We start from the raw sequence: 19880 nt of genomic DNA, 5'->3' as shown, positions 1-19880 counted from the left end.
CGGGATAGCCACCCGCACAGGCAAGCCGATGACCTTTCCCGCCGTCCGTATGCGCCGCATGCGCCGCGATGCCTTCTCCCGCGCGCTGATGCGCGAAACCGTCCTCACCAGCGCCGACCTCATCATGGTGGCCTTCGTCGTGGAAGGCGAAGGCGTGCGCCAGCCCGTGCCGTCCATGCCGGGCGTGGAGCGCCTCTCCATCGACGAACTGGTGAAGCTCGGGGCCGAATGCGTGGCCCTGGGCATCCCGGCGCTGGCGCTGTTCCCGTCGGTCGATGCCTCGGCCAAGAGCGAAGACGCCCGCGAAGCATGGAACCCCGACGCGCTGTTCCAGCGCGCCACGCGTGAGCTCAAGCAGCGGTTCCCCGGGCTTGGCCTCATCGGCGATGTCGCCCTCGACCCGTACACCACGCACGGCCAGGACGGGCTCATCGACGCCGAGGGCTACGTCATGAACGAGCCGACCGTCGAGGCGCTCATCAAGATGTCGCTGGCCCAGGCGGAAGCGGGCATGGATTTCGTGGCCCCCTCCGACATGATGGACGGCCGCATCGGTGCCATCCGCGATGCGCTCGAAGGCGCGGGCCATATCCACACCCGCATCCTTGCCTACTCGGCGAAGTACGCCTCCAGTTTCTACGGCCCGTTCCGTGATGCGGTGGGCTCCGCCGCGAACCTGGGCAAGGGCAACAAGCATACGTACCAGATGGACGTCGGCAACAGCGACGAAGCCCTGCGCGAAGTGGCGCTCGACCTCGAAGAGGGCGCCGACGCCGTGATGGTGAAGCCCGGCCTGCCGTACCTGGATATCGTCCGCCGGGTAAAGGAAACCTTCGGCGCGCCCACCTTCGTCTACCAGGTGAGCGGCGAGTACGCGATGATCAAGGCCGCCGCGCAGAACGGCTGGCTCGACGAGAAAGCCGTGGTGCTCGAATCGCTGGTGGCGATGAAGCGCGCCGGCGCGGATGCGATCCTCACCTACTTCGCCATCGACGTGGCGCGCTGGCTGAAGGGCTAGACCTACCCCTGTGGGAGCGCGCTTGCGCGCGATGGTTGCTCGCGACACGTCCCATCGCGCGCAAGCGCGCTCCCACAGAATGCTTTCCTGCAAACCCGATGCCTCGTCGCATGACATAATCCCCGGCAGTTTTCCGGGAGCGGCGGATGGACGGGCATCACTTCCTACAGACGGCGGTCGTCTTCCTGCTGGCGACGGTCATCGCCGTCCCGCTGACGAAGCGCTTCCGTCTCGGCGCGGTGCTGGGCTTCCTGCTCGCGGGCGTCGTCATCGGCCCTTCCGCGCTGGGCCTGGTCAGCGATACCGAAGGCGTCGCCACCATCTCGGATTTCGGTGTCGTGCTGATGCTGTTCGTCATCGGCCTCGAGCTTTCACCGTCGCGCCTCTGGGTCATGCGCCGCGCGGTGTTCGGCACCGGTAGCCTGCAGGTCATCGTCTGCGCCATCGCGCTGGGTGCCATCGCCTACTACCTGTTCGGCCTGACCTGGAAAGCCGCCGTCATCGTGGGCGGCAGCCTGGCGCTGTCATCCACGGCGTTCGGCCTGCAGATCCTCGCCGAGCGCAAGGAGGCAGGCACGGCCTATGGCCGCCAGGCCTTTGCCATCCTGCTGTTCCAGGACCTCGCCGCCATCCCCCTCATCGCCGCGGTGCCCCTGCTGGGCGGCGCGCTGGCGCGCGATGCGCACGCGCCCGACCTGTTCAGCGTCCTGCGCGTGGTGGGCGCCATCCTTGGCGTCATCATCGGCGGCCGCCTGCTGTTGCGCCCGGTGTTCCGCTTCGTGGCCAGGGCGAAGAGCACCGAGGTGTCGACCGCCACGGCGCTGCTGGTCGTCATGGGTACCGCGTGGCTCATGGAGCTCGCCGGCATCTCCACCACGCTGGGCGCCTTCCTCGCCGGCATCATGCTGGCGGACTCGGAATACCGCCACGAACTCGAGTCCAACATCGAGCCCTTCAAAGGCCTGCTGCTCGGCCTGTTCTTCATCAGCGTGGGCATGTCGGTCGACCTGCAGCTGCTCATGGCCAGGCCGCTCGTCATCCTCGGGCTCGTCGCCGCGCTGCTCGCGGTGAAGGCGCTGCTCATCATGCCGCTGGGGCGGGTGGTGGGTGCCTTGACCAATGCCGACGCGGTGCGGCTGGCCGCCGTGCTGGCCGCCGGCGGCGAATTCGCGTTCGTGGTGCTGAACCTGGCGCAGCAACAACGCATCATCACCGAGCCGCAGCGCGGGCTCATGGTCATGGCCATCTCGCTGTCGATGGCGCTGACGCCGCTGCTGGTGATGCTTGCCGCACGGCTGGTGCACGAGCGTGCCCGCAAGCCCGATCGCGAGTTCGACACCATCGAGGCCGATACGCCGCGCGTCATCATCGCGGGCTTTGGCCGCATGGGCCAGATCGTCGCCCGCGTGCTGCGCGCACAGGGCATCCAGTTCGTGGCCCTCGAGAGCTCGGTGGAGCAAGTGGAAACGTCGCGCCGCTTCGGTGGCACGTCGCTTTTCTTCGGCGACCCGGGGCGCCCGGAGATGCTGCGCGCGGCACAGGCTGAAAAGGCCAGCGTCTTCGTCATCGCCACCGACGACCCGGAAGCCAACCTGCGCACCGCGCGGCTGGTGCGCCGCCAGTACCCGCACCTGAAGATCATCGCCCGCGCCCGCAACCGCCAGCACGTGTTCCGCCTGATGGATATCGGCGTCGACGACCCGGTGCGCGAAACGTTCTACTCAAGCCTCGTCATGACGCGCCACGTGCTGGAGGCGCTGGACATGCCGCCCGAGGTCGTCGAGGCGCGCATCGCGCGCTTCCGCAAGCACGATGAGCAGGTATTGCGCTCGCAGTACCTGGTCTACGACGACGATGCGGCGCTGGTGCAGAGCACGAAGGATGCGCTGAACGACCTGCAGCACCTGTTCGAGGCCGATGCCGTGGATGAGCGCGAGCGGGCTGAAGAAAAGTAGATCGGGAGACGGGTGATGGGAGTGGCATCCGGATGGCCCGAGGGTTCCAGCGAAGCCACTCCCGACACCCATTACCCATCACCCGCTAGTCTGGCTGCGCAGGCTGCCGCAACGTCTGCCTCACACTCGGGATCGCGCTGGCCCGCACGCCCAGCTCGTGAGCGATATCCACATAGCCCAGGTGCCGTGCCACGTCGCCGGCCGTGCGCCCGAAGGCGTCGGCCGCCTGGCGGTTGGCGCCACGGGTGAGCAGCACGCGCGCCGGTGGCAGCAGGGCGTGCATGGCGCATGCGTGCAGGGCGCTGACGCCCCGGTGGTCGGCGTGTTCCATCTTCGCGCCGGCATCGAGCAGCACCGGCACCAGCGCGCCAAGGTGCGTGGCATCCGCGTTCGTGCCGGGGCGCATGTGCGCGCCCAGCAGCAGGAGCAACGGCGTGGCGCCATCCTTGTCGGCCTTGTTCACGTCGGCGCCCTTGCCAATCACGATGTCGAGCAGGCGTCGCGCGCGGAGGCTGTCGGTACCGCCAAAGCAGAACTGCGTGGCCGCGTGCAGGGCGGTGTGGCCGTGGGCGTCTTCCGCGTTCGCATCGGCACCGGCGGCGAGCAGGCGTTCAACGATCTCGGGGTAGCCCAGCGCGGCGGCGATCATCAGGGCGGTGGTCTCGCCGGGCAGGCGCTGGTCGACGGCGACGCCGTGCGCGAGCAGGTGTTCGACCACCGCGTCGCGGCGTGCGTTGACGGCGGCGGCGAGTGGCGTGACGCCGGAGGCGGCGCTGGCCGTGGCATCGGCACCGGCCGCGATGAGGTGCGCCACGACATCGACCTGGCCGGCCCCCGCCGCGCGCAGCAGGGCCGTAGCGCCCTGGGCATCGCGTGTATCGACGTCGAAGCCAAGCTCGAGCAGCCGGTCGACGGCATGCGTATCACCCGCGGCGGCGGCCGCGGGCAGGTCGGCCGCACGCAGCGCGCGGCCCGGCAGCGGCCACTGGGGCCAGCTCAGCCAGCGTTCCACGTCGCCATGGCCGATGCCGAGGCCGTACGGCGTTTCGCCGTTCACGTCGGCGGCTTCAGGGTCGGCGCCGTGGGCGACGAGCTGGCGCACCAGTGGCAAGGCATCGCCGCCGTGTTCCAGCGCTGCATGCAGCGGCGTGCGCCCACCGGCGTCGCGCACGTTCGGGTCGAGGCCGCGTGCAAGCAATGCACCCAGCAGGCGCTGACAACCGGTGGCGGCGGCCATGTGCACCGGCGTACGGCCACGGGCATCGGCGCCGAACGGGTCGGCACCCGCGTCCAGCATGGCGAGCGCCAGCCGTTCATCGGTGCCATCGAGGCGGCAGATGGCCTGGCCCAGCAGGCCCGTGCCCGCGGGCGAGGCGCCGGCACGCATCAGCTGCAGCAACGCGTCGGCGGATTGCGGGAGCTGCGGCAGCAGCGCATCGAACAGGCGGCGCCCCAGCGTGCCCTCGGCCTCGTCCGCCGGCACCGCAAGGCGCGCTTCGGCCGACAGGCCGTGGTCGAACAGCCACGCCCGCGCATGGTCGAAGCCGGGCCCGGCGAGGTCGATGTACAGCCCGGCGAGTTCGTCGGCGGGCCATTCGCGCACCTTGGCCGCGAAGGTGGAGGCCACGGCCCAGTGGCCGAAGCGCAGTGCATCGTGCAGGTGCAGCGGCGAATCCGCGCCGGCTTCGGGGAGCACCGATTCGCTCAGCGACGTGGGCAGCGGCGTATCCGGGTCGAGCAGCGCGACGAAATCCCAGCGGCCGCCCGCGGCGGCGTGGTCGAGCGGGCTACGGCCATCGGCACCTGGCTCCTTCGCCTGCGCGCCCATGGCAAGCAGCGCGCGCACGGTGGCGGGCTGTGCGCGGGGCGATTGCGTGGCGAGGGTGAGCGCGTCGCGGCCGTGGCCATCGCGCGGCGCGGCGTCGGCCTGCGCATCGGCAAGGAGCTGCACGATGCCGGTGGCGCCCGAGCGGGCGGCTTCCATCAGCGCGGTGGTGCCGTGGCGGTCGGCGAGGTTCGGGTTGGCGTGGGCCTGGAGCAACGCGCGCACCACCTGTTCGTGGCCCTCGGCGGCCGCGGCGATGAGCGCCGTGCGGCCGTGCGCGCTGGCACCGTTCACCGGGGCCTTGTGGCGCAGCAGCACCTTGATGCCTTCGGCATCGTCGTCGGCGATGCTGGCGGCGGCGACGAGGGCCGGCTCGGCCCCCACGGGCGCGGGCTTGGCACCGTGTTCGAGGAGGAAGCGGGCGAGTGCCCAGTTGGCGGCACGGCAGGCGATGGCCAGCGGCGTCTCGCCCGCGGCGTTCACCGCGTCGACCGGCGCGCCGGCATCGAGCAGCATGGCGGCCACGGTGGGTTCGGCGCTGAGCACCGCACCGTGCAACGCCGTGTTGCCTTCCGCATCGGTGGCCTTCGCGTTCGCGCCATTGGTGAGCAGCGTAAGCACGGCATCGGGGCGGCCATGCCAGCTGTCGCGGCATGCGGCCAGGAGCGCCGTGACGCCGTGGTGGGGGCGGTCCACCTGCGCACCGCGCGCGATCAGCGCGCGCAGCAGCCGCGTATCGGCGGAGAGCGCGGCGAGCGTGAGGACGGGGCGCTGGTCGCGGTCGCCGGCTTCCGCTTCGGTATCCGGGTTCGCGCCGGCTTCGACCAGTGCCACGGCACGGGCGACATCGCCGGCGCGGATCGCCTCGAGCAGGGCACCGTCGCGGATCGCCGGCTGGCGTTCTTCGGTCGAGAGCTCGGGGATGGGCGTGGGGGTCGGCACCACGTGGGCATCGCTCACCACCGGCTCGCGGCGGGTATCGGCGCGCGCCGTGCGGATATGGCCGCGGCGATCGCACAGCAGCGCGCGCAGCGTGCGGTTCGCGATGAGCAACGAGCACAGCGGCAGCAACACCACGGCATAGGCGCCCAGCGCGGCAAGGCGCATCTCGGCTGGCAGCACGCCGTAGAGACCTGACAGCGCCACGGCGCAGAACGCAAGCACCAGCAGGCCCAGCGCGGCGGGCACGAAATGGGTGAAGAAGCGCTCCTCGGCGGAAAGGTGGCGACCGAAGCTGGCCGAGCGCGCCACGGCGGTGAAGATCCACGAGCCGTTGCCACTGTCCTCGGGGTAGGCGTCATCCCACAGGTAAACAAGGCCGAACGCAGGCCACACGCGCCAAAGGGTACCCAGCGCCACCACGAGCGCGACAGCGAGCATGAGCGCCCACGCGAGGCTGGGCGCCTGGGTGAGCTTGAGCAGCGGGTAGGCCACCAGCACGAACACCGCGAAGGTGTAGACGGTGAACATCACCACGTAGGCCGAGCCGCGGCGGAGCGCGGTGCGCAGGTAGCTCGGCTCGGGGTCGAACCCGATGGCGTGGCACACCGCCGCCATGGCCAGGGCATTGGCAAGCAGGAGCGGGATGAGCGCAAGCGGCGAGGCGGTGAGGCCGGCACACGCGACAGCGGCAAGGGCGGGCAGGAACCAGGGCAGCGCCTTGATCAGCGGCGGTCGACGACGTTTGGGATTGGCCATGCGCGCGAGTATACGGACCGCGCCACGCCTGCGCGGTAACGCCGTGTTAACCCGTGCGCAGGGGCCCGCGCATGCGCCGTTCCGGCCAGGTCAGGCCCGGACGATGGACGCGTTGGGGTCGATCTCGCGGTTGAGGTTGGGCTGGTTGCAGACACTGAGCGTTTCGTTGGGCGGCGCCTGCAGGTGCCAGCCCTGTGAGCCCAGGTTGGCGAGGACTTTCTCAGTGTCTTCCTGCGGCAGCTTGCGCTGCGGCGTGAGCTCCACCTCGAGCACGAAGCGGAGCTCGCCAAGCAGCAGGACGAGGGGTTCCGGGAGCAGGTCGAAGGCCTCGCGGCGGTTAAGCCACACGTAGGTATCGGGCTTGCGCAGGCTGGCGTAGACGAAGCAGTGCATGACGGCAGGTCTCGCGGCGGCTCGGTGGGCCAGTCTACCGGATCGGCCCGCGGGCGGCGGCCCGAAACTGTGTCCTGTTTCAGGATTGTTGCACCAGCACTTGCAAAATCTTGGTCAAGTCGGCCAGAGTTCCACCCCAGATTGTTAAACGCGCGTATGAAAACGGCTAACTTTTCACGTTTTCCGCCCCGTTCAGTCCCGTCAGAACAATAAGCAGGAGCCGCTCCGCATGCAGATCACATTCCACACCCGCCCGCTGGCCGTCGCGGCCCTTTCGCTGGCCATCGCCGGCGCGCTCGTGGCTCCGCAGGCCGCGCACGCCAGTGCCTTCCAGCTCAAGGAAAACAGCGCCAAGGCGCTCGGCCGCGCGTTCGCCGGCTCCGCCGCCGCGGGTGACGATGCCTCCGTCATCGTGAACAACCCGGCCGCCATGTCGCTGCTGGAGGGCAACACCTTCCAGGCCGACGTCACCGGCATCAACTTCAGCACCAAGTTCCACGGCACCGCCACGGATGCCCAGGGCCGTCCCATCTCCGGCGGCAACGGCGGCGACGCCGGCACCACCATCCCGGTCCCGGCCCTGTACTTCGCCTCGAAGGTCAGCGACCGCGTCCACGTCGGCCTGGGCCTCACCGCCCCGTTCGGCTTCAAGACCGAGTACGACTCCGACTGGAAGGGCCGCTACAACGGCGTGAAGTCCGACTTCAAGTCGTTCGACGCCACGCTGTCGGCCTCGTTCGACGTCACCGATAACTTCGCCCTGGGCGCCAGCTTCATCGCGCAGAAGACCAGCGCCGAGCTCACCAGCGCCATCAATTACAACACCGTCGGCCTGGGCCTGATCCAGCGCGCCGCCGCCTCGGGCCAGATCTCGCCGCTGGTCGCGCGTGCCCTGGCACAGCAGTACGCCGCCATCGTGCCCCCGGGCAGCGACGGCATGGCCAAGATCAAGGGCGACGACTGGGCCTACGGCTGGCAGCTGGGCGCCATCTGGAAGCTCACCGCGCAGGATCGCTTCGCGCTGAACTGGCGCAGCTCGATCAAGCACCACCTGGAAGGCACGGGTAACTTCACCATGCCGGCCAACGTCACGGCCGTGCTCTCCAACCCCACGGTTGGCGCGCTGCTGGGCTCGGGCCAGCCGCCCTTCACGCACACCGATGGCACCGCCGGCTTCGAAACCCCGGCCGTGGCCACCGCCAGCTTCTGGCACCAGGACGAGAAGTTCGGCCTCGGCTTCGACCTGTCGTGGACCAAGTGGGATTCGTTCAAGAACCTCACGGTCAACTACTCGAACCCGAACCAGCCGGCCACCTCTGAAGTCTACGAGTGGCGCAACAGCTGGTTCGCTTCGGTCGGCGGCGAGTACTACGTCAACGACAAGTTCACCGTCCGCGGCGGTATCGCGGTCGACACCACCCCGACGTACGACGACACCCGCTCGCCGCGCGTGCCGGATTCGACCCGCAAGTGGGTCGCCTTCGGTGTCGGCTACAAGGCCACCGACAAGTTCGAGATCAACGCCGGCTACGCCCACATCTTCGTGAACAAGGCGCACATCGGCGGCTCGGTCAGCGCCACGCAGGATCGCCTCGTCGGCGAGAACGACGACAAGGGCAACCTGCTCAGCCTGTCGGCCAAGTACCAGTTCTGATCGCCGCCGGCGGTTGGTAGCTGAAAAAAAACCTCCCCGTCGCTGGGGAGGTTTTTTTTTGCGCCCTTGCTGTGGCTGTGGGAGCGCGCCTGCGCGCGATCGCGCGCAAGCGCGCTCCCACAGGTTATCCGCCTCAGTAGGCGTATTCCTTGAACACGGGATCCACCGAGCCATTCCACTTCCCGTGGAACTGCTCCAGCTTCGTATCGGCCTGCGTCTTGCCCGAGAGGGCGATCTCCAGCAACGGCTCGAGGTAGATCGATTCGTCGGCCCCGCGGTTGCCCACCACGTTGCGGCGCTTCAGGCCGTGGTCGGCGATCTTCAGCGCCTCGAGCGAGAGTTCCCGCACCGTGTGGTTGCGGAACGCGAGGTCGAGCGCGTGCTTCGGCACGCCATCGCGCAGGGCGTGGCGCTCGGCGTTGCTGAAATCCTTGACCAGGTCCCACGCGGCATCGAGGGCCACGTCGTCGTACAGCAGGCCCACCCAGAACGCGGGCAGGGCGCAAAGCTGGTTCCACGGGCTGGCGTCGGCGCCGCGCATTTCCAGGTACTGCTTCAGGCGCACCTCCGGGAAAGCCGTGGTGAGGTGGTCGGCCCAGTCCTTCATGGTGGGCTTCACGCCTGGCAACTCGGCAAGCTCGCCACGCATGAACGTGCGGAAATCCTTGCCCGAGAGGTCGAGATAAGTGCCGTCGCGGTAGCTGAAGTACATGGGCACGCCGAGGATGTAATCGACGTAGCGCTCGTAGCCGAAGCCGTCTTCGAACACGAAATCGAGCATGCCCGTGCGGTCGGCGTCGGTATCGGTCCATACATGGGAGCGGAACGACTTGTAGCCGTTCGGCTTGCCCTCGGTGAAGGGCGAATTGGCGAAGAGCGCCGTGGCGATGGGCTGCAGCGCCAGCGCCACCCGGAACTTTTTCACCATGTCGGCTTCGCTGGCGTAATCCAGGTTCACCTGCACGGTGCAGGTGCGGGTCATCATGTCCAGGCCGAGCGAGCCGACCTTGGGCATGTACTCGCGCATGATCTTGTAGCGGCCCTTGGGCATCCATGGCATCTGGTCGCGGCGCCACTTCGGCTGGAACCCCATGCCCAGGAAGCCGATGCCGAATTCGTCGGCCACCGAGCGGACTTCCTGCAGGTGGGTGCTCACCTCTTCACAGGTCTGGTGGATCGTTTCCAGCGGCGCGCCGGAAAGCTCCAACTGGCCGGCCGGCTCCAGGGTGATGTTGGCCTTGCCCTTCGTCAGCGCGACCGGCGTGTCGCCCTCGCGGGCGATGTCCCAGTCGTACCGCGCGGCCAGGCCCTCGAGGATGGCCCGGATGCCGGGGCGGGGGCCTTCGAACGGGGGCGGAGTGAGGTCGTCAGCATAAAAGCCGAACTTCTCGTGCTCGGTACCGATGCGCCATTGCTCGCGCGGCTTCTCACCCTCGGCGACATAGGCGACCAGGTCGTTGCGGTCGCCGATGGGCGTGCTTTTCGCGGCGCTGGGAATGGACACGGAACTTCCTTGGAGATGGTGCGTTGTGGGTGCGTTGCGTCCACATGGGGGCAATCGATGGCGCGCAAAAGGTCGCCAGAACGCGCGCAGGGTAACAAAAGAGGAGGTGGGGGGTGGGAAGTGGGGGCGCGGATCGCGGCGAAGGCGCGAGTCGGCTGGCATGGCCGCGCGTCGTTTGAGGCGAGCTTGGAGTGCATCGCCCCTAATCCGTGCGCCCCCACTTCCCACCTCCCGCCCCCGCTCCCAACGAAAAAGGCCGCCCCGACGGACGGCCTTTTTCGGCGTACAGCGAGGCGGCGGGCCTGCCTCAGCGCTTCATCGAATTAAAAAACTCGTCGTTCGACTTGGTGTTCTTCATCTTGTCGAGCATGAACTCCATGGCGGCCAGTTCATCCATCGGGTGCAGCAGCTTGCGCAGGATCCAGATCTTGGCCAGCAGGTCGGGATCGATGAGCAGGTCTTCGCGGCGGGTGCCCGAGCGGTTGATGTCGATGGCCGGGTAGACGCGCTTCTCGGAGATGCGGCGGGACAGGTGCACTTCCATGTTGCCCGTGCCCTTGAACTCCTCGTAGATCACCTCGTCCATCTTCGAACCGGTATCGGTCAACGCCGTGGCGATGATGGTGAGGCTGCCGCCTTCTTCCACGTTGCGCGCCGCGCCGAAGAAGCGCTTGGGGCGCTGCAGGGCGTTGGCGTCCACGCCACCGGTGAGCACCTTGCCCGAGCTGGGCACCACGGTGTTGTAGGCGCGGGCCAGGCGGGTGATGGAGTCGAGCAGGATCACCACGTCCTTCTTGTGCTCGACCAGGCGCTTGGCGCGCTCGATGACCATCTCGGCCACCTGCACGTGGCGCACGGCGGGCTCGTCGAAGGTGGAGCTGATGACTTCGGCGCGGACGGTGCGGGCGATTTCCGTGACTTCTTCCGGGCGTTCATCGATCAGGAGCATGATCAGGTGGACGTCGGGGTGGTTGTACTGGATGGCCTGGGCGATGTTCTGCAGCATCATCGTCTTGCCGGATTTCGGCTGCGAGACGATGAGGCCACGCTGGCCGCGGCCGATCGGCGCCACCAGGTCGAGGATGCGGCCCGTGATGTCCTCGGTGGAGCCGTTGCCACGCTCGAGCTTGAACGCCTTGCGCGGGAACAGCGGGGTGAGGTTCTCGAACAGCAGCTTGTTCTTGGACGCCTCCGGCGGGTCGCCGTTGATGTCGTCCACCTTGAGCATGGCGAAGTAGCGCTCGCCTTCCTTCGGGTGGCGGACGCGGCCGGTGATGTAGTCGCCGGTGCGCAGGTTGAAGCGGCGGATCTGGCTCGGCGAGACGTAGATGTCGTCGGGGCCGGCCAGGTACGACTCGTCGGCGGAGCGCAGGAAGCCGAAGCCGTCCTGCAGGATCTCGAGCACGCCTTCGGCCCAGATGCCGCCGCCGGAGCGGGCATGCGCCTTGAGGATGTTGAACACCACGTCCTGCTTGCGCTGGCGGGCCACGCCCTCACGGATACCCAGCGACTCGGCGAACTCCAGCAGCTGGATGGAGTTCTTGCGCTTGAGCTCGGTGAGGTTGATCAGGCGATCGTTGCTGCCGGCGTCGGCGTTCTCGTCGTCGTCGACGGGGTAGCCATTGTTGTTGTTGCGCTGGTGCTGGTAGTTGCCACCACCGTTGCCGTTGTTGCCGCCGCCATTGCCACCGCCACCACCGCCGCCCTGGCGCTGCTGATTGCGCTCGTTGCGGCGGCGACGGCCACGGCCTTCGCGCTCGCGGCGGTCGCCGTTGTTGCCACCCTGCTGGCCGCCACCGCCATGCTGGCCACCACCCTGCTGCTGGCCGCCTTCACGCGGCTCCTGCGGCTGGCGGGCTTCGGCCGGCGGGTTGCCGTTGCCTAGCTGGAGCTCGGCCTGCGGCGCGGGTGCCGGGGCCGGAGCGGGGGCGGGTGCTGGCGCAGGGGCGGGAGCCGGCGCGCTCGTCTCTACCTTGGGAGCCTCCGCGGCCGGTGCCGCTGCCTTGCGGCGGGTGCGGGGACGCGGCTCGGTCGCAGGCTGGTCGCCGGCGCCCTTGGCGTCGATGGAATCTTTCGTTTCGATATCGGACACGGGCAAACCTCACGGGGCGCCGTTGGAAGAAGGAGGTGGGAAGGTTCGCGGCATGGGGGACAGCGAGGTGTCCCGGGGCGAACGCTTAGAGCCTAGCATCGCGTGAGGCGCAACGTAAAGCGCCCCACGCAGCGGCTAACGGAAGCCTAACGGCTTCAGATGGACTTCTGGATGAACTGGTCGAGCTGGCCCTTGCTGACGGCGCCGATCTGGGTGGCTTCCACCTTGCCGTTCTTGAAGAGCATGAGGGTGGGAATGCCGCGGACGCCGAACTGGCGCGGGGTCTGCTGGTTTTCGTCGATGTTGATCTTGACGATCTTCACCTTGCCCTCGTAAGTACCGGCGAGCTCGTCGAGCGCCGGGGCAATGGCTTTGCACGGGCCGCACCATTCCGCCCAGAAGTCGAGCAGGACGGGGGTGTCGGATTCGAGGACGTCCCTGGAAAAGGCGGCGTCGCTGGTATGGGTGATCTTGTCGCTCACCGTGGTCTCCAGGCGGGTGTTAAAGGGGGTTGACGACCGTGACGCTGGCATCGGCTACACTTAGGAGCCCCATGTCGCGGGGTTAACCGGAACCGAAGGTCTTGGCCATTGCAGCCGTGGGCCCTCATTCCAACCCAACTAGGGGCGCGATTCAAGCGATTCAAGATGCCGGCGGGTGGTTTCCGTTGACATAGGTAAACCGGTTCACGCAGCCGGTTCACCTATGCCAGCGGTGGCCGCCGGGCTGGGCATCCGCGCCCCCCAACACCCGTCCCGTGGTGCATTCCCTGCCGCCGGGACGGCGCCGCGCCAGCGCGGCGCAAGCTTCCAGGCCCATCATGTCCCAGACCGTACTTACCGACGTTTTCTACGAAAACCTAGACCTCCATCCCCTGCTGCACCAGGGCCTCGCCGCCGCCGGCATCACCCGTTGCACGCCCATCCAGGCGCTGACCCTCCCGGTCGCCCTCACGGGCCGCGACGTCGCCGGCCAGGCCCAGACGGGCACCGGCAAGACCTTCGCCTTCCTCGTCGCCCTGGTCGACCGGCTCCTGAAGAACCCGGCCGCCCCCGGGCGCAAGGATGCCGACCCGCGCGCCCTGGTCATCGCGCCCACCCGCGAGCTCGCCATCCAGATCGAGAAGGATTTCCAGACGATCGGCAAGGGCACGGGCCTGCGCAGCGCGCTCATCTACGGCGGCGTCGATTACGACAAGCAACGCCAGCAGCTGCGTGATGGCTGCGACATCATCATCGCCACCCCGGGCCGCCTGCTCGATTACTACAAGCAGGACGTGTTCGGCTTTGGCAGCGTCGAGGTCATGGTCATCGACGAAGCCGACCGCATGTTCGACCTCGGCTTCATCAAGGACGTGCGCTTCATCTTCCGCCGCCTGCCGGCCCGCGAGCAGCGCCAGGTGCTGCTGTTCTCCGCCACGCTCAGCCATCGCGTGCTCGAGCTTGCCTACGAGCACATGCACGAGGCCGAGAAGCTGGTGGTCGAGACCGAAAACGTCACGGCCGATCGCGTCCGCCAGGTGGTCTACTTCCCCTCGAAGGAAGAAAAGATGCCGCTGTTGCTGAACCTGCTCGAGGAGAGCAAGGCCGAGCGCAGCATCATCTTCGTCAACACCAAGGCGGCCGCCGAGCGCATCACCGACCGCCTCAAGCGCCACAACTTCCGCGTCGGCGCCATCTCGGGCGACGTGCCGCAGGTGAAGCGCCAGAAACTGCTCCAGCGTTTCCAGGATGGCCAGATCGACATGCTCGTGGCCACCGATGTCGCCGCCCGCGGCCTGCACATCCCGGCTGTCAGCCACGTCTTCAACTACGACCTGCCGCAGGACGCCGAAGACTACGTGCACCGCATCGGCCGCACCGCGCGCCTGGGTGCCGAAGGCGACGCCATCAGCTTCGCGTGCGACCTGTACGCCATGGGCCTGCCGGATATCGAGACCTACATCAACCAGAAGATCCCCGCCGCGTCGATCGACGCGCGGATGCTGGTGATGCCGGCGCCCCGCCCGCGTGCCGATGGCGTGCAGGATGAAATCGACGACCCGAACGACACGGGCGGCCACGTGCCGACGCGCGGCGCCCCGCCCGAGAAGGGCGGCCGTGGCGCCGGTGGTCGCGGTGGCCGTGGTGGCCCCGGTTCGCGTTCGGGCAGCCGTTCCGGCGAGCGTTCCGGTACGCGCGAGCGTCGTCCCCGCGAAGACAAGCCGGCCGCCGCCACCTCCACCGAGGTGCCGGTGAAGACGGTGGTCGTCGCGGAAACCGTCGCCGACCTGCCCGCCGCCGCCGAGGCCATGGCCGCGGATTCGGCACCGAAGAAGCGCCGCCGCCGTGGCGGCCGTGGGCGCGGCCGTCGCGAAGGTGGTGGCGAGGGTACGCCGCAGGTGCGCATCCAGGACACCGACAGCTCGGCCGCGCCGCGTCCGGGCTCGGGTGAGGCCGGTGCCTCGAACAGCAACCGCCGCCCGTCGCGCCACGTGGCCGCCGCCCGCCCGGCCGCCGCCCCCGCGCCAGCCGCGCCGGTGAAGAAGGAAGGCTTCTTCCGCCGCCTTGGCCGGATTTTCGGCGGGCGCTGAGGCGCCTGGCGCGGCCATCGCGCGCAAGCGCGCTCCCACGGGGGCGTGCTTGCGCTGAATCCGCGATCGCCGCCAGCCAAAACGCCCGTCGCATCCCGTATCCTCTAGGCTTCACGGGCCAACGGGTAACGCGGTGATCGGTTTCGATCTGGTGAGCAAACGATACGAGGGCGACCACCAGGCCCTTACGGATGTCTCCTTCCAGGTCGACGCCGGCGAGATGGCTTTCGTCACCGGGCACTCCGGGGCCGGCAAGAGCACCCTGCTCAAGCTGCTCGCCATGATCGAGCGCCCCACCAATGGCGTGGTCACGCTCGACGGCCAGAAGCTCAACACCGTCCGCCCGTCCGATATCCCCAGGGTCCGCCGCAAGCTGGGCATGGTCTTCCAGGACCACCGCCTGCTGCTCGATCGCAGCGTGTTCGCCAATGTCGAGCTGCCGCTCATCATCGCCGGCGTCACGCCCACCGAGCGTGCCCGCCGCGTGCGTGCCGCGCTGGAGAAAGTCGGCCTGCTCAGCTACGAGAAGCAACTGCCCGGCACCCTGTCCACCGGCGAGCAGCAACGCGTGGGCATCGCCCGCGCCATCGTGGCCAAGCCGGCCGTGCTCATCGCCGACGAGCCCACGGGCAACCTCGACCCGCAGCTGGCCATGGAGATCATGGGCCTGTTCGCTGAATTCCAGGCGGTGGGCACCGCCGTCCTCGTGGCCAGCCACGACCTGATGCTTATCAAGCGCATGAAGAAACGCGTTGTCGTCCTCGACCACGGCAAGCTGGTGGCCGACGTGCCGGCCACGGAGGTGGTATGAACACCGTCCGCGAACCGCGCCGCACGCCCGAGCCCGACAAGACCCGGCGTACCACGCCGCGCCACGTGGGCGCGTGGCGCGAGCACCACTTCTGGAGCATGTCGATCAGCTGGCGTCGCCTCGCCGCGCGCCCCCTGGGCACGCTGCTCACCGTGGCGGTCATGGGCGTGGCCCTGGCGCTGCCGCTGGCGTTCTACCTGCTGCTGGGCAATGTCGAGCGCATGGGCGATGCGCTGGGCCGCAACCAGACCATCAGCGCGTTCATGAAGCCGGGGCAGGGCGCCGGCATGGCCGAAACGGCCGCGTCTGCGTTGCGCGGGCGCCCCGAGGTCGAGGCCATCACCGTGCGCACGCCGAAGGATGGCCTGGCCGAGCTGGCCGAAGTGCAGGGGTTCTCCGGCGCATTGCAGTCACTCGATGAAAACCCGCTGCCCTATGTGCTGTCGGTGCAGCCGAAGGCGCACCTCTCCGCCGATGACGCGGCCCGCCTTGTCGATTCGATGAAGGCCACGCCGGGCGTCGACATGGTGCAGGACACCGGTGCGTGGCGGCAGCGGCTCGACGCCATCCTCGGCGTCGGCGCGCGCGCCACCACCCTGCTGGCGCTGCTGCTCGGCATCGCCGCGCTGCTGGTGGTGGGCAACACCATCCGCGTCGACATCCAGAGCCGCGCCGAGGAGATCGGCGTGCTGCTGCTCATCGGCGCCAGCCGCCCCTTCGTGCGGCGTCCCTACCTTTACGCGGGCATCTGGCTCGGCTTGCTCGCCGGCATCCTCGCCGTGGTGCTCGCGGTCGTCATCGAGCTGGCCATGGCCGGCCCGGTGGGGCGCCTCGCCGCCGCCTACGACGGTAGCGTGCAGTTCGGCGGCTTGCCCGCGTGGTTGCTCGTTTCGGTGCCGGTGGCGTCGGCGGTGCTCGGCTGGCTTGGGGCGCGGCTGGTCAGCGCGCGCCAGATCCGCCGCGCGGCGACGGCCTGAGGGGCGCCCGGTGGCTACCAACATCGGTTCAGGCGTCGCCGGCGCCACGCCACGCATCCTGCTCGTGGATGGCTCGAAGGTGGTCCGCTCGCTCATCTCGCGCGTGGTCACCGCCGAGGTGCCGGGTGTCGAGATCATCGGCGTGGGCACGGGGGCCGAGGCGCAATCCGAGCTCCAGCGCGGCGTCTTCGATTTCGTCACGGTGGCCTTGCGCCTGCCGGACATGGATGGCCTGGACGTCGCGCGCTTTGTCCGCGAGGCCACGCCGCAGATCTACATGCCCATTGTCGTCGTGTCGGGTGATGTCGAACAGCGCCTTCACCGCCGCGAACTTGGCGAGTTCGTTACCGACTACTTCGACAAATCACTCGGCTTCGAGGCGCTCGCCGAATTCATCCGCGGCTACGTGCGCCCCGAGGGCGGCGCCGAAGGCGAAGTGCTGTACGTGGAGGACAGCCGCGTCGTGGCGCTGGCCACGCGCCGCATGATGGAGAAATACGGCCTCACCGTGCACCATGTCATCAGCGCGGAAGAGGCCATCGACTTCCTTCGCATCGCCAAGGCGAAGGGCCACGTCGGCGCCGACGTGGTGCTTACCGATGTCAGCCTCAAGGGCGAGCTCACCGGCGGCGACCTGGTCGAACGCATCCGCAATGAGTTCGGCTACGGCAAGGGCAAGCTGCCCACGCTCATCATGACGGGCGATGAGAACCCCGCGAACCAGGCCGCGCTGCTGCGCGCTGGCGCGAACGACCTCGTCGAGAAGCCCGTCGAGGAAAAGCTGCTCATCACCAAGCTCCTGTTCCAGCTGCGCGTTGCCCTGCACCTGCGCACGAAGGCGGACGCTTGAACGATCGCGTGCGTCTGGATGCCTCCTGGAAGGCGCGCATCGGTGATTACCTCGACCGGCCGGAGATGCTGGCGCTTTCCACCTTTCTGCGTGACGAAAAAGCGCACGGCAAGGTCATCTACCCACCGGGCCCCGAGATCTTCAACGCCTTCGAACACACGCCCTTTGAAAAGGTGCGCGTCGTCATCCTCGGCCAGGATCCCTACCACGGCCCCGGCCAGGCGCATGGCCTTAGCTTCTCCGTGCGGCCCGGCGTGCGCGTACCGCCGTCGCTACAGAACATGTTCAAGGAAATCGAGGCCTGCCTCGATATCGCGCGCCCCGACCATGGTTGCCTCACGCCGTGGGCCGATCGTGGCGTGCTGCTGCTCAACGCGGTGCTCACCGTGGAAGCGGGGCAGGCAGGATCGCACCAGGGCAAAGGGTGGGAAGGCTTCACCGATGCCGCCATCGACGCGCTCAACCGCGAGCGCGAAGGCCTCGTCTTCATGCTGTGGGGCAGCCACGCGCAGAAGAAGGGCCAGTTGATCGACAGCAAGCGCCACTGCGTGCTGCGCAGCGTGCACCCGTCGCCGCTATCGGCGCATCGTGGTTTCATGGGCTGCGCACATTTTGCGAAAGCCAATGCGTATCTCGCATCGCGCGGCGAGGCGCCTGTCGACTGGTCGCTGCCGCCACGGGCAACTCTTGAAGCCTAGAACGACAGAAGCCCGCGGCGTGAGCGCGCGGGCTTTAGCAACCACGTACTTGTCATCGTGACATGGTCCGCCTCACCGGCCATCCGGACGACGATGGTGAGGTCTTGATCGGCGTTGCCGATCGACCCGTGAACGATATCGATAGACCATCGACTGTGCAATCAGACGCGGCTCAAGCGCGAACGTTGTTAGACGATCTCAAAGAGATAGCCGAGCGCAGTCCGGATCGCGCAAAGCGTCTCAGGCGTGACGAAGGAAACGGGAACCCGCGAATGCCGCGTCGATGCGCGGAGCCGCTCGATGCTGACCGTGGCAACCATGTCGCACTTGGCCCAGCGCGTGCCAGGCTTTTCGCGCCACCCCGCGGGCATGGCCGTCGCAGGTACCGCGACGTGCCAGGGAGCGAGCACGCGTGGCGGGGTCATGCTGATCGGTATGACATTGACTAGCCCGGGCCGGGATGACATTCGGCGGTTCACCACGACAACCGGACGCACCTTCGTCATCTCGCCTGTGCGGATCTGGTCCTGCGGCGGGAATTCGCAGACGAGGACCATGCCTGGCCGGATGCGTGATCGAAGCCCCATCCTGACAGGGTAAGGAGAGTGTTCATGGTCATCTGTCCGCCTTGGGTGCCGGGTAAGGTCAGGGCGCGCCGCTTCCTGCAGTAGGGAGAGCCCGATGGGATCGCGATCCCTTGAGAATGACTCGCCCAGCCTCCAAATGTGATGCAGGGCGGATACTTAGGGGTCGCCCAGGCTGCCGGGCCGCCCCGGTCGGCCGTCTGCCTCCTGAATGCCACCGGGGGTCCGCTGGACATCCCAAGGCTATTTCTGTACCATTGAGTACAGCTAACCAGTTTGAACTCCGGCTGGGGTTAGCACTCCCATAGGGAGACTGCTAACCTGCACCGATCATTTCAGGAGGTTCCACACATGTCCCAAGCCCTCGCCACCCGTAACTACGGGCTACCGAGCGTCGTTGGCAGTCTGGATTCCTACATCGCGGCCGTACACCGCATCCCGGTGCTCAGCCTTGACGAGGAGCAGACGCTAGCGCGGCGCTTCCACGACGACGCCGACCTCGACGCCGCCCGCCAGCTGGTGATGTCCCACTTGCGCTTCGTGGTGCACGTGGCCCGCGGCTACAACGGCTATGGCCTGCAGCTCTCCGACCTTATCCAGGAAGGCAACATCGGCCTGATGAAGGCGGTGAAGCGCTTCGACCCCGACCAGGGCGTGCGCCTCGTCAGCTTCGCCGTGCACTGGATCCGTGCCGAGATGCACGAGTTCATCCTGCGCAACTGGCGCATCGTCAAGGTGGCCACCACCAAGGCGCAGCGCAAGCTGTTCTTCAACCTGCGCAAGAGCAAGAAGCGCCTGGGCTGGATGAACGCCGAGGAGGTTCGCGTGGTCGCCCACGACCTGGGCGTGCCCGAAGCCACCGTGCGTGAGATGGAAAGCCGCCTCTCGGGCCGCGACGTGGGCTTCGAAGCCCCGGCCGATGCCGACGAGGACGAGAAGCCGGCACCGGCGGCGTTCCTGGTCGACGAAGGAGCCGACCCGTACGACAACCTGGCCGAGGCCGATGCCTCGGATAACCAGATGAGCGCACTGGGTTCGGCCCTCGCCAACCTCGACGCCCGCTCGCGCGACATCATCCAGCGCCGCTGGCTGGCCGAGGACAACAAGGCCACGTTGCAGGATCTTGCCGATGAGTACGGTGTTTCCGCCGAGCGCATCCGCCAGATCGAAGCCAACGCCATGAAGAAGATGCGCGTCGCCATCGCCGCCTGAGCGCGGCGAACGGCGTAAGATCCGGGACGGCCCCCTC

General features: G+C 68.1%; 15 protein-coding genes. 9 read left to right on the top strand and 6 right to left on the bottom strand.

The genetic code is table 11. The annotated features are described in order from the left end of the window. Positions 1–28 precede the first annotated feature (28 nt). Complete coding sequence (gene hemB, locus VI08_RS07985) at positions 29–1018, top strand: porphobilinogen synthase (RefSeq protein WP_045829038.1); 990 nt, start codon at positions 29–31, stop codon at positions 1016–1018. A gap of 146 nt (positions 1019–1164) precedes the next feature. Beyond that, a complete protein-coding gene (locus VI08_RS07980) occupies positions 1165–2973 on the top strand; it encodes a monovalent cation:proton antiporter-2 (CPA2) family protein (RefSeq protein ID WP_045829037.1) in 1809 nt (602 codons plus the stop codon). Between the two features lie 85 nt (positions 2974–3058). On the opposite strand, the gene VI08_RS07975 is transcribed toward VI08_RS07980, so the two are convergent. Further along, positions 3059–6496 (bottom strand): ankyrin repeat domain-containing protein, encoded by a 3438-nt coding sequence (locus VI08_RS07975; RefSeq protein WP_045829036.1) that lies wholly within the window; start codon positions 6494–6496, stop codon positions 3059–3061. A 90-nt stretch (positions 6497–6586) separates the two neighbouring features. Then, a complete protein-coding gene (locus VI08_RS07970) occupies positions 6587–6889 on the bottom strand; it encodes a YcgL domain-containing protein (protein WP_045829035.1) in 303 nt (100 codons plus the stop codon). A 229-nt stretch (positions 6890–7118) separates the two neighbouring features. Here VI08_RS07970 and VI08_RS07965 point away from each other — a divergent pair, with 229 nt between their 5' ends. Continuing rightward, on the top strand, positions 7119–8543 hold the full coding sequence (locus tag VI08_RS07965) for an OmpP1/FadL family transporter (RefSeq protein WP_045829034.1): 1425 nt from the start codon (positions 7119–7121) through the stop codon (positions 8541–8543). 133 nt (positions 8544–8676) lie between these two features. Here the strand turns inward: VI08_RS07965 and VI08_RS07960 are convergent, their stop codons facing one another. The 3 genes from VI08_RS07960 to trxA form a co-directional block, all read right to left on the bottom strand. Next, entirely contained in the window at positions 8677–10047 is a 1371-nt protein-coding gene (locus VI08_RS07960; protein ID WP_045829033.1) for a glutamate--cysteine ligase, read from the bottom strand. 307 nt (positions 10048–10354) lie between these two features. Then, positions 10355–12139 (bottom strand): transcription termination factor Rho, encoded by a 1785-nt coding sequence (gene rho, locus VI08_RS07955; RefSeq protein WP_084621371.1) that lies wholly within the window; start codon positions 12137–12139, stop codon positions 10355–10357. A gap of 155 nt (positions 12140–12294) precedes the next feature. Beyond that, a complete protein-coding gene (gene trxA, locus VI08_RS07950) occupies positions 12295–12621 on the bottom strand; it encodes a thioredoxin TrxA (protein ID WP_045829032.1) in 327 nt (108 codons plus the stop codon). Positions 12622–12959: 338 nt separating this feature from the next. Here trxA and VI08_RS07945 point away from each other — a divergent pair, with 338 nt between their 5' ends. From VI08_RS07945 to ung, 5 genes are all read left to right on the top strand, one after another. Beyond that, positions 12960–14711 carry a DEAD/DEAH box helicase gene (locus VI08_RS07945; RefSeq protein WP_045829031.1) on the top strand — a complete coding sequence of 584 codons (1752 nt, stop codon included), beginning with the start codon at positions 12960–12962 and terminating at the stop codon, positions 14709–14711. Positions 14712–14844: 133 nt separating this feature from the next. Then, positions 14845–15522: a cell division ATP-binding protein FtsE gene (gene ftsE, locus VI08_RS07940; RefSeq protein ID WP_045829030.1), complete on the top strand. Its 678-nt coding sequence runs from the start codon at positions 14845–14847 to the stop codon at positions 15520–15522. Then, positions 15519–16499 carry a permease-like cell division protein FtsX gene (ftsX, locus tag VI08_RS07935; protein ID WP_052697772.1) on the top strand — a complete coding sequence of 327 codons (981 nt, stop codon included), beginning with the start codon at positions 15519–15521 and terminating at the stop codon, positions 16497–16499. Before ftsE ends, ftsX begins: the two co-directional genes overlap by 4 nt. A gap of 10 nt (positions 16500–16509) precedes the next feature. Further along, entirely contained in the window at positions 16510–17349 is an 840-nt protein-coding gene (locus tag VI08_RS07930) for a response regulator (RefSeq protein WP_045829029.1), read from the top strand. After that, entirely contained in the window at positions 17346–18047 is a 702-nt protein-coding gene (ung, locus tag VI08_RS07925) for a uracil-DNA glycosylase (RefSeq protein ID WP_045829028.1), read from the top strand. Before VI08_RS07930 ends, ung begins: the two co-directional genes overlap by 4 nt. Positions 18048–18235: 188 nt before the next feature. Here ung and VI08_RS07920 read toward each other — a convergent pair whose 3' ends face one another. After that, the gene (locus VI08_RS07920) at positions 18236–18604 is read right to left on the bottom strand and encodes a type II toxin-antitoxin system PemK/MazF family toxin (protein ID WP_052697771.1); all 369 of its coding nucleotides are present in this window, start codon (positions 18602–18604) and stop codon (positions 18236–18238) included. Positions 18605–18982: 378 nt separating this feature from the next. Here VI08_RS07920 and rpoH point away from each other — a divergent pair, with 378 nt between their 5' ends. After that, a complete protein-coding gene (rpoH, locus tag VI08_RS07915; RefSeq protein ID WP_045829026.1) occupies positions 18983–19843 on the top strand; it encodes an RNA polymerase sigma factor RpoH in 861 nt (286 codons plus the stop codon). Positions 19844–19880 lie beyond the last annotated feature (37 nt).

The organism is Luteibacter yeojuensis (assembly GCF_000964085.1).
GTDB lineage: Bacteria > Pseudomonadota > Gammaproteobacteria > Xanthomonadales > Rhodanobacteraceae > Luteibacter > Luteibacter yeojuensis_A.
This window is presented reverse-complemented; position numbering and strand designations above follow the sequence as displayed.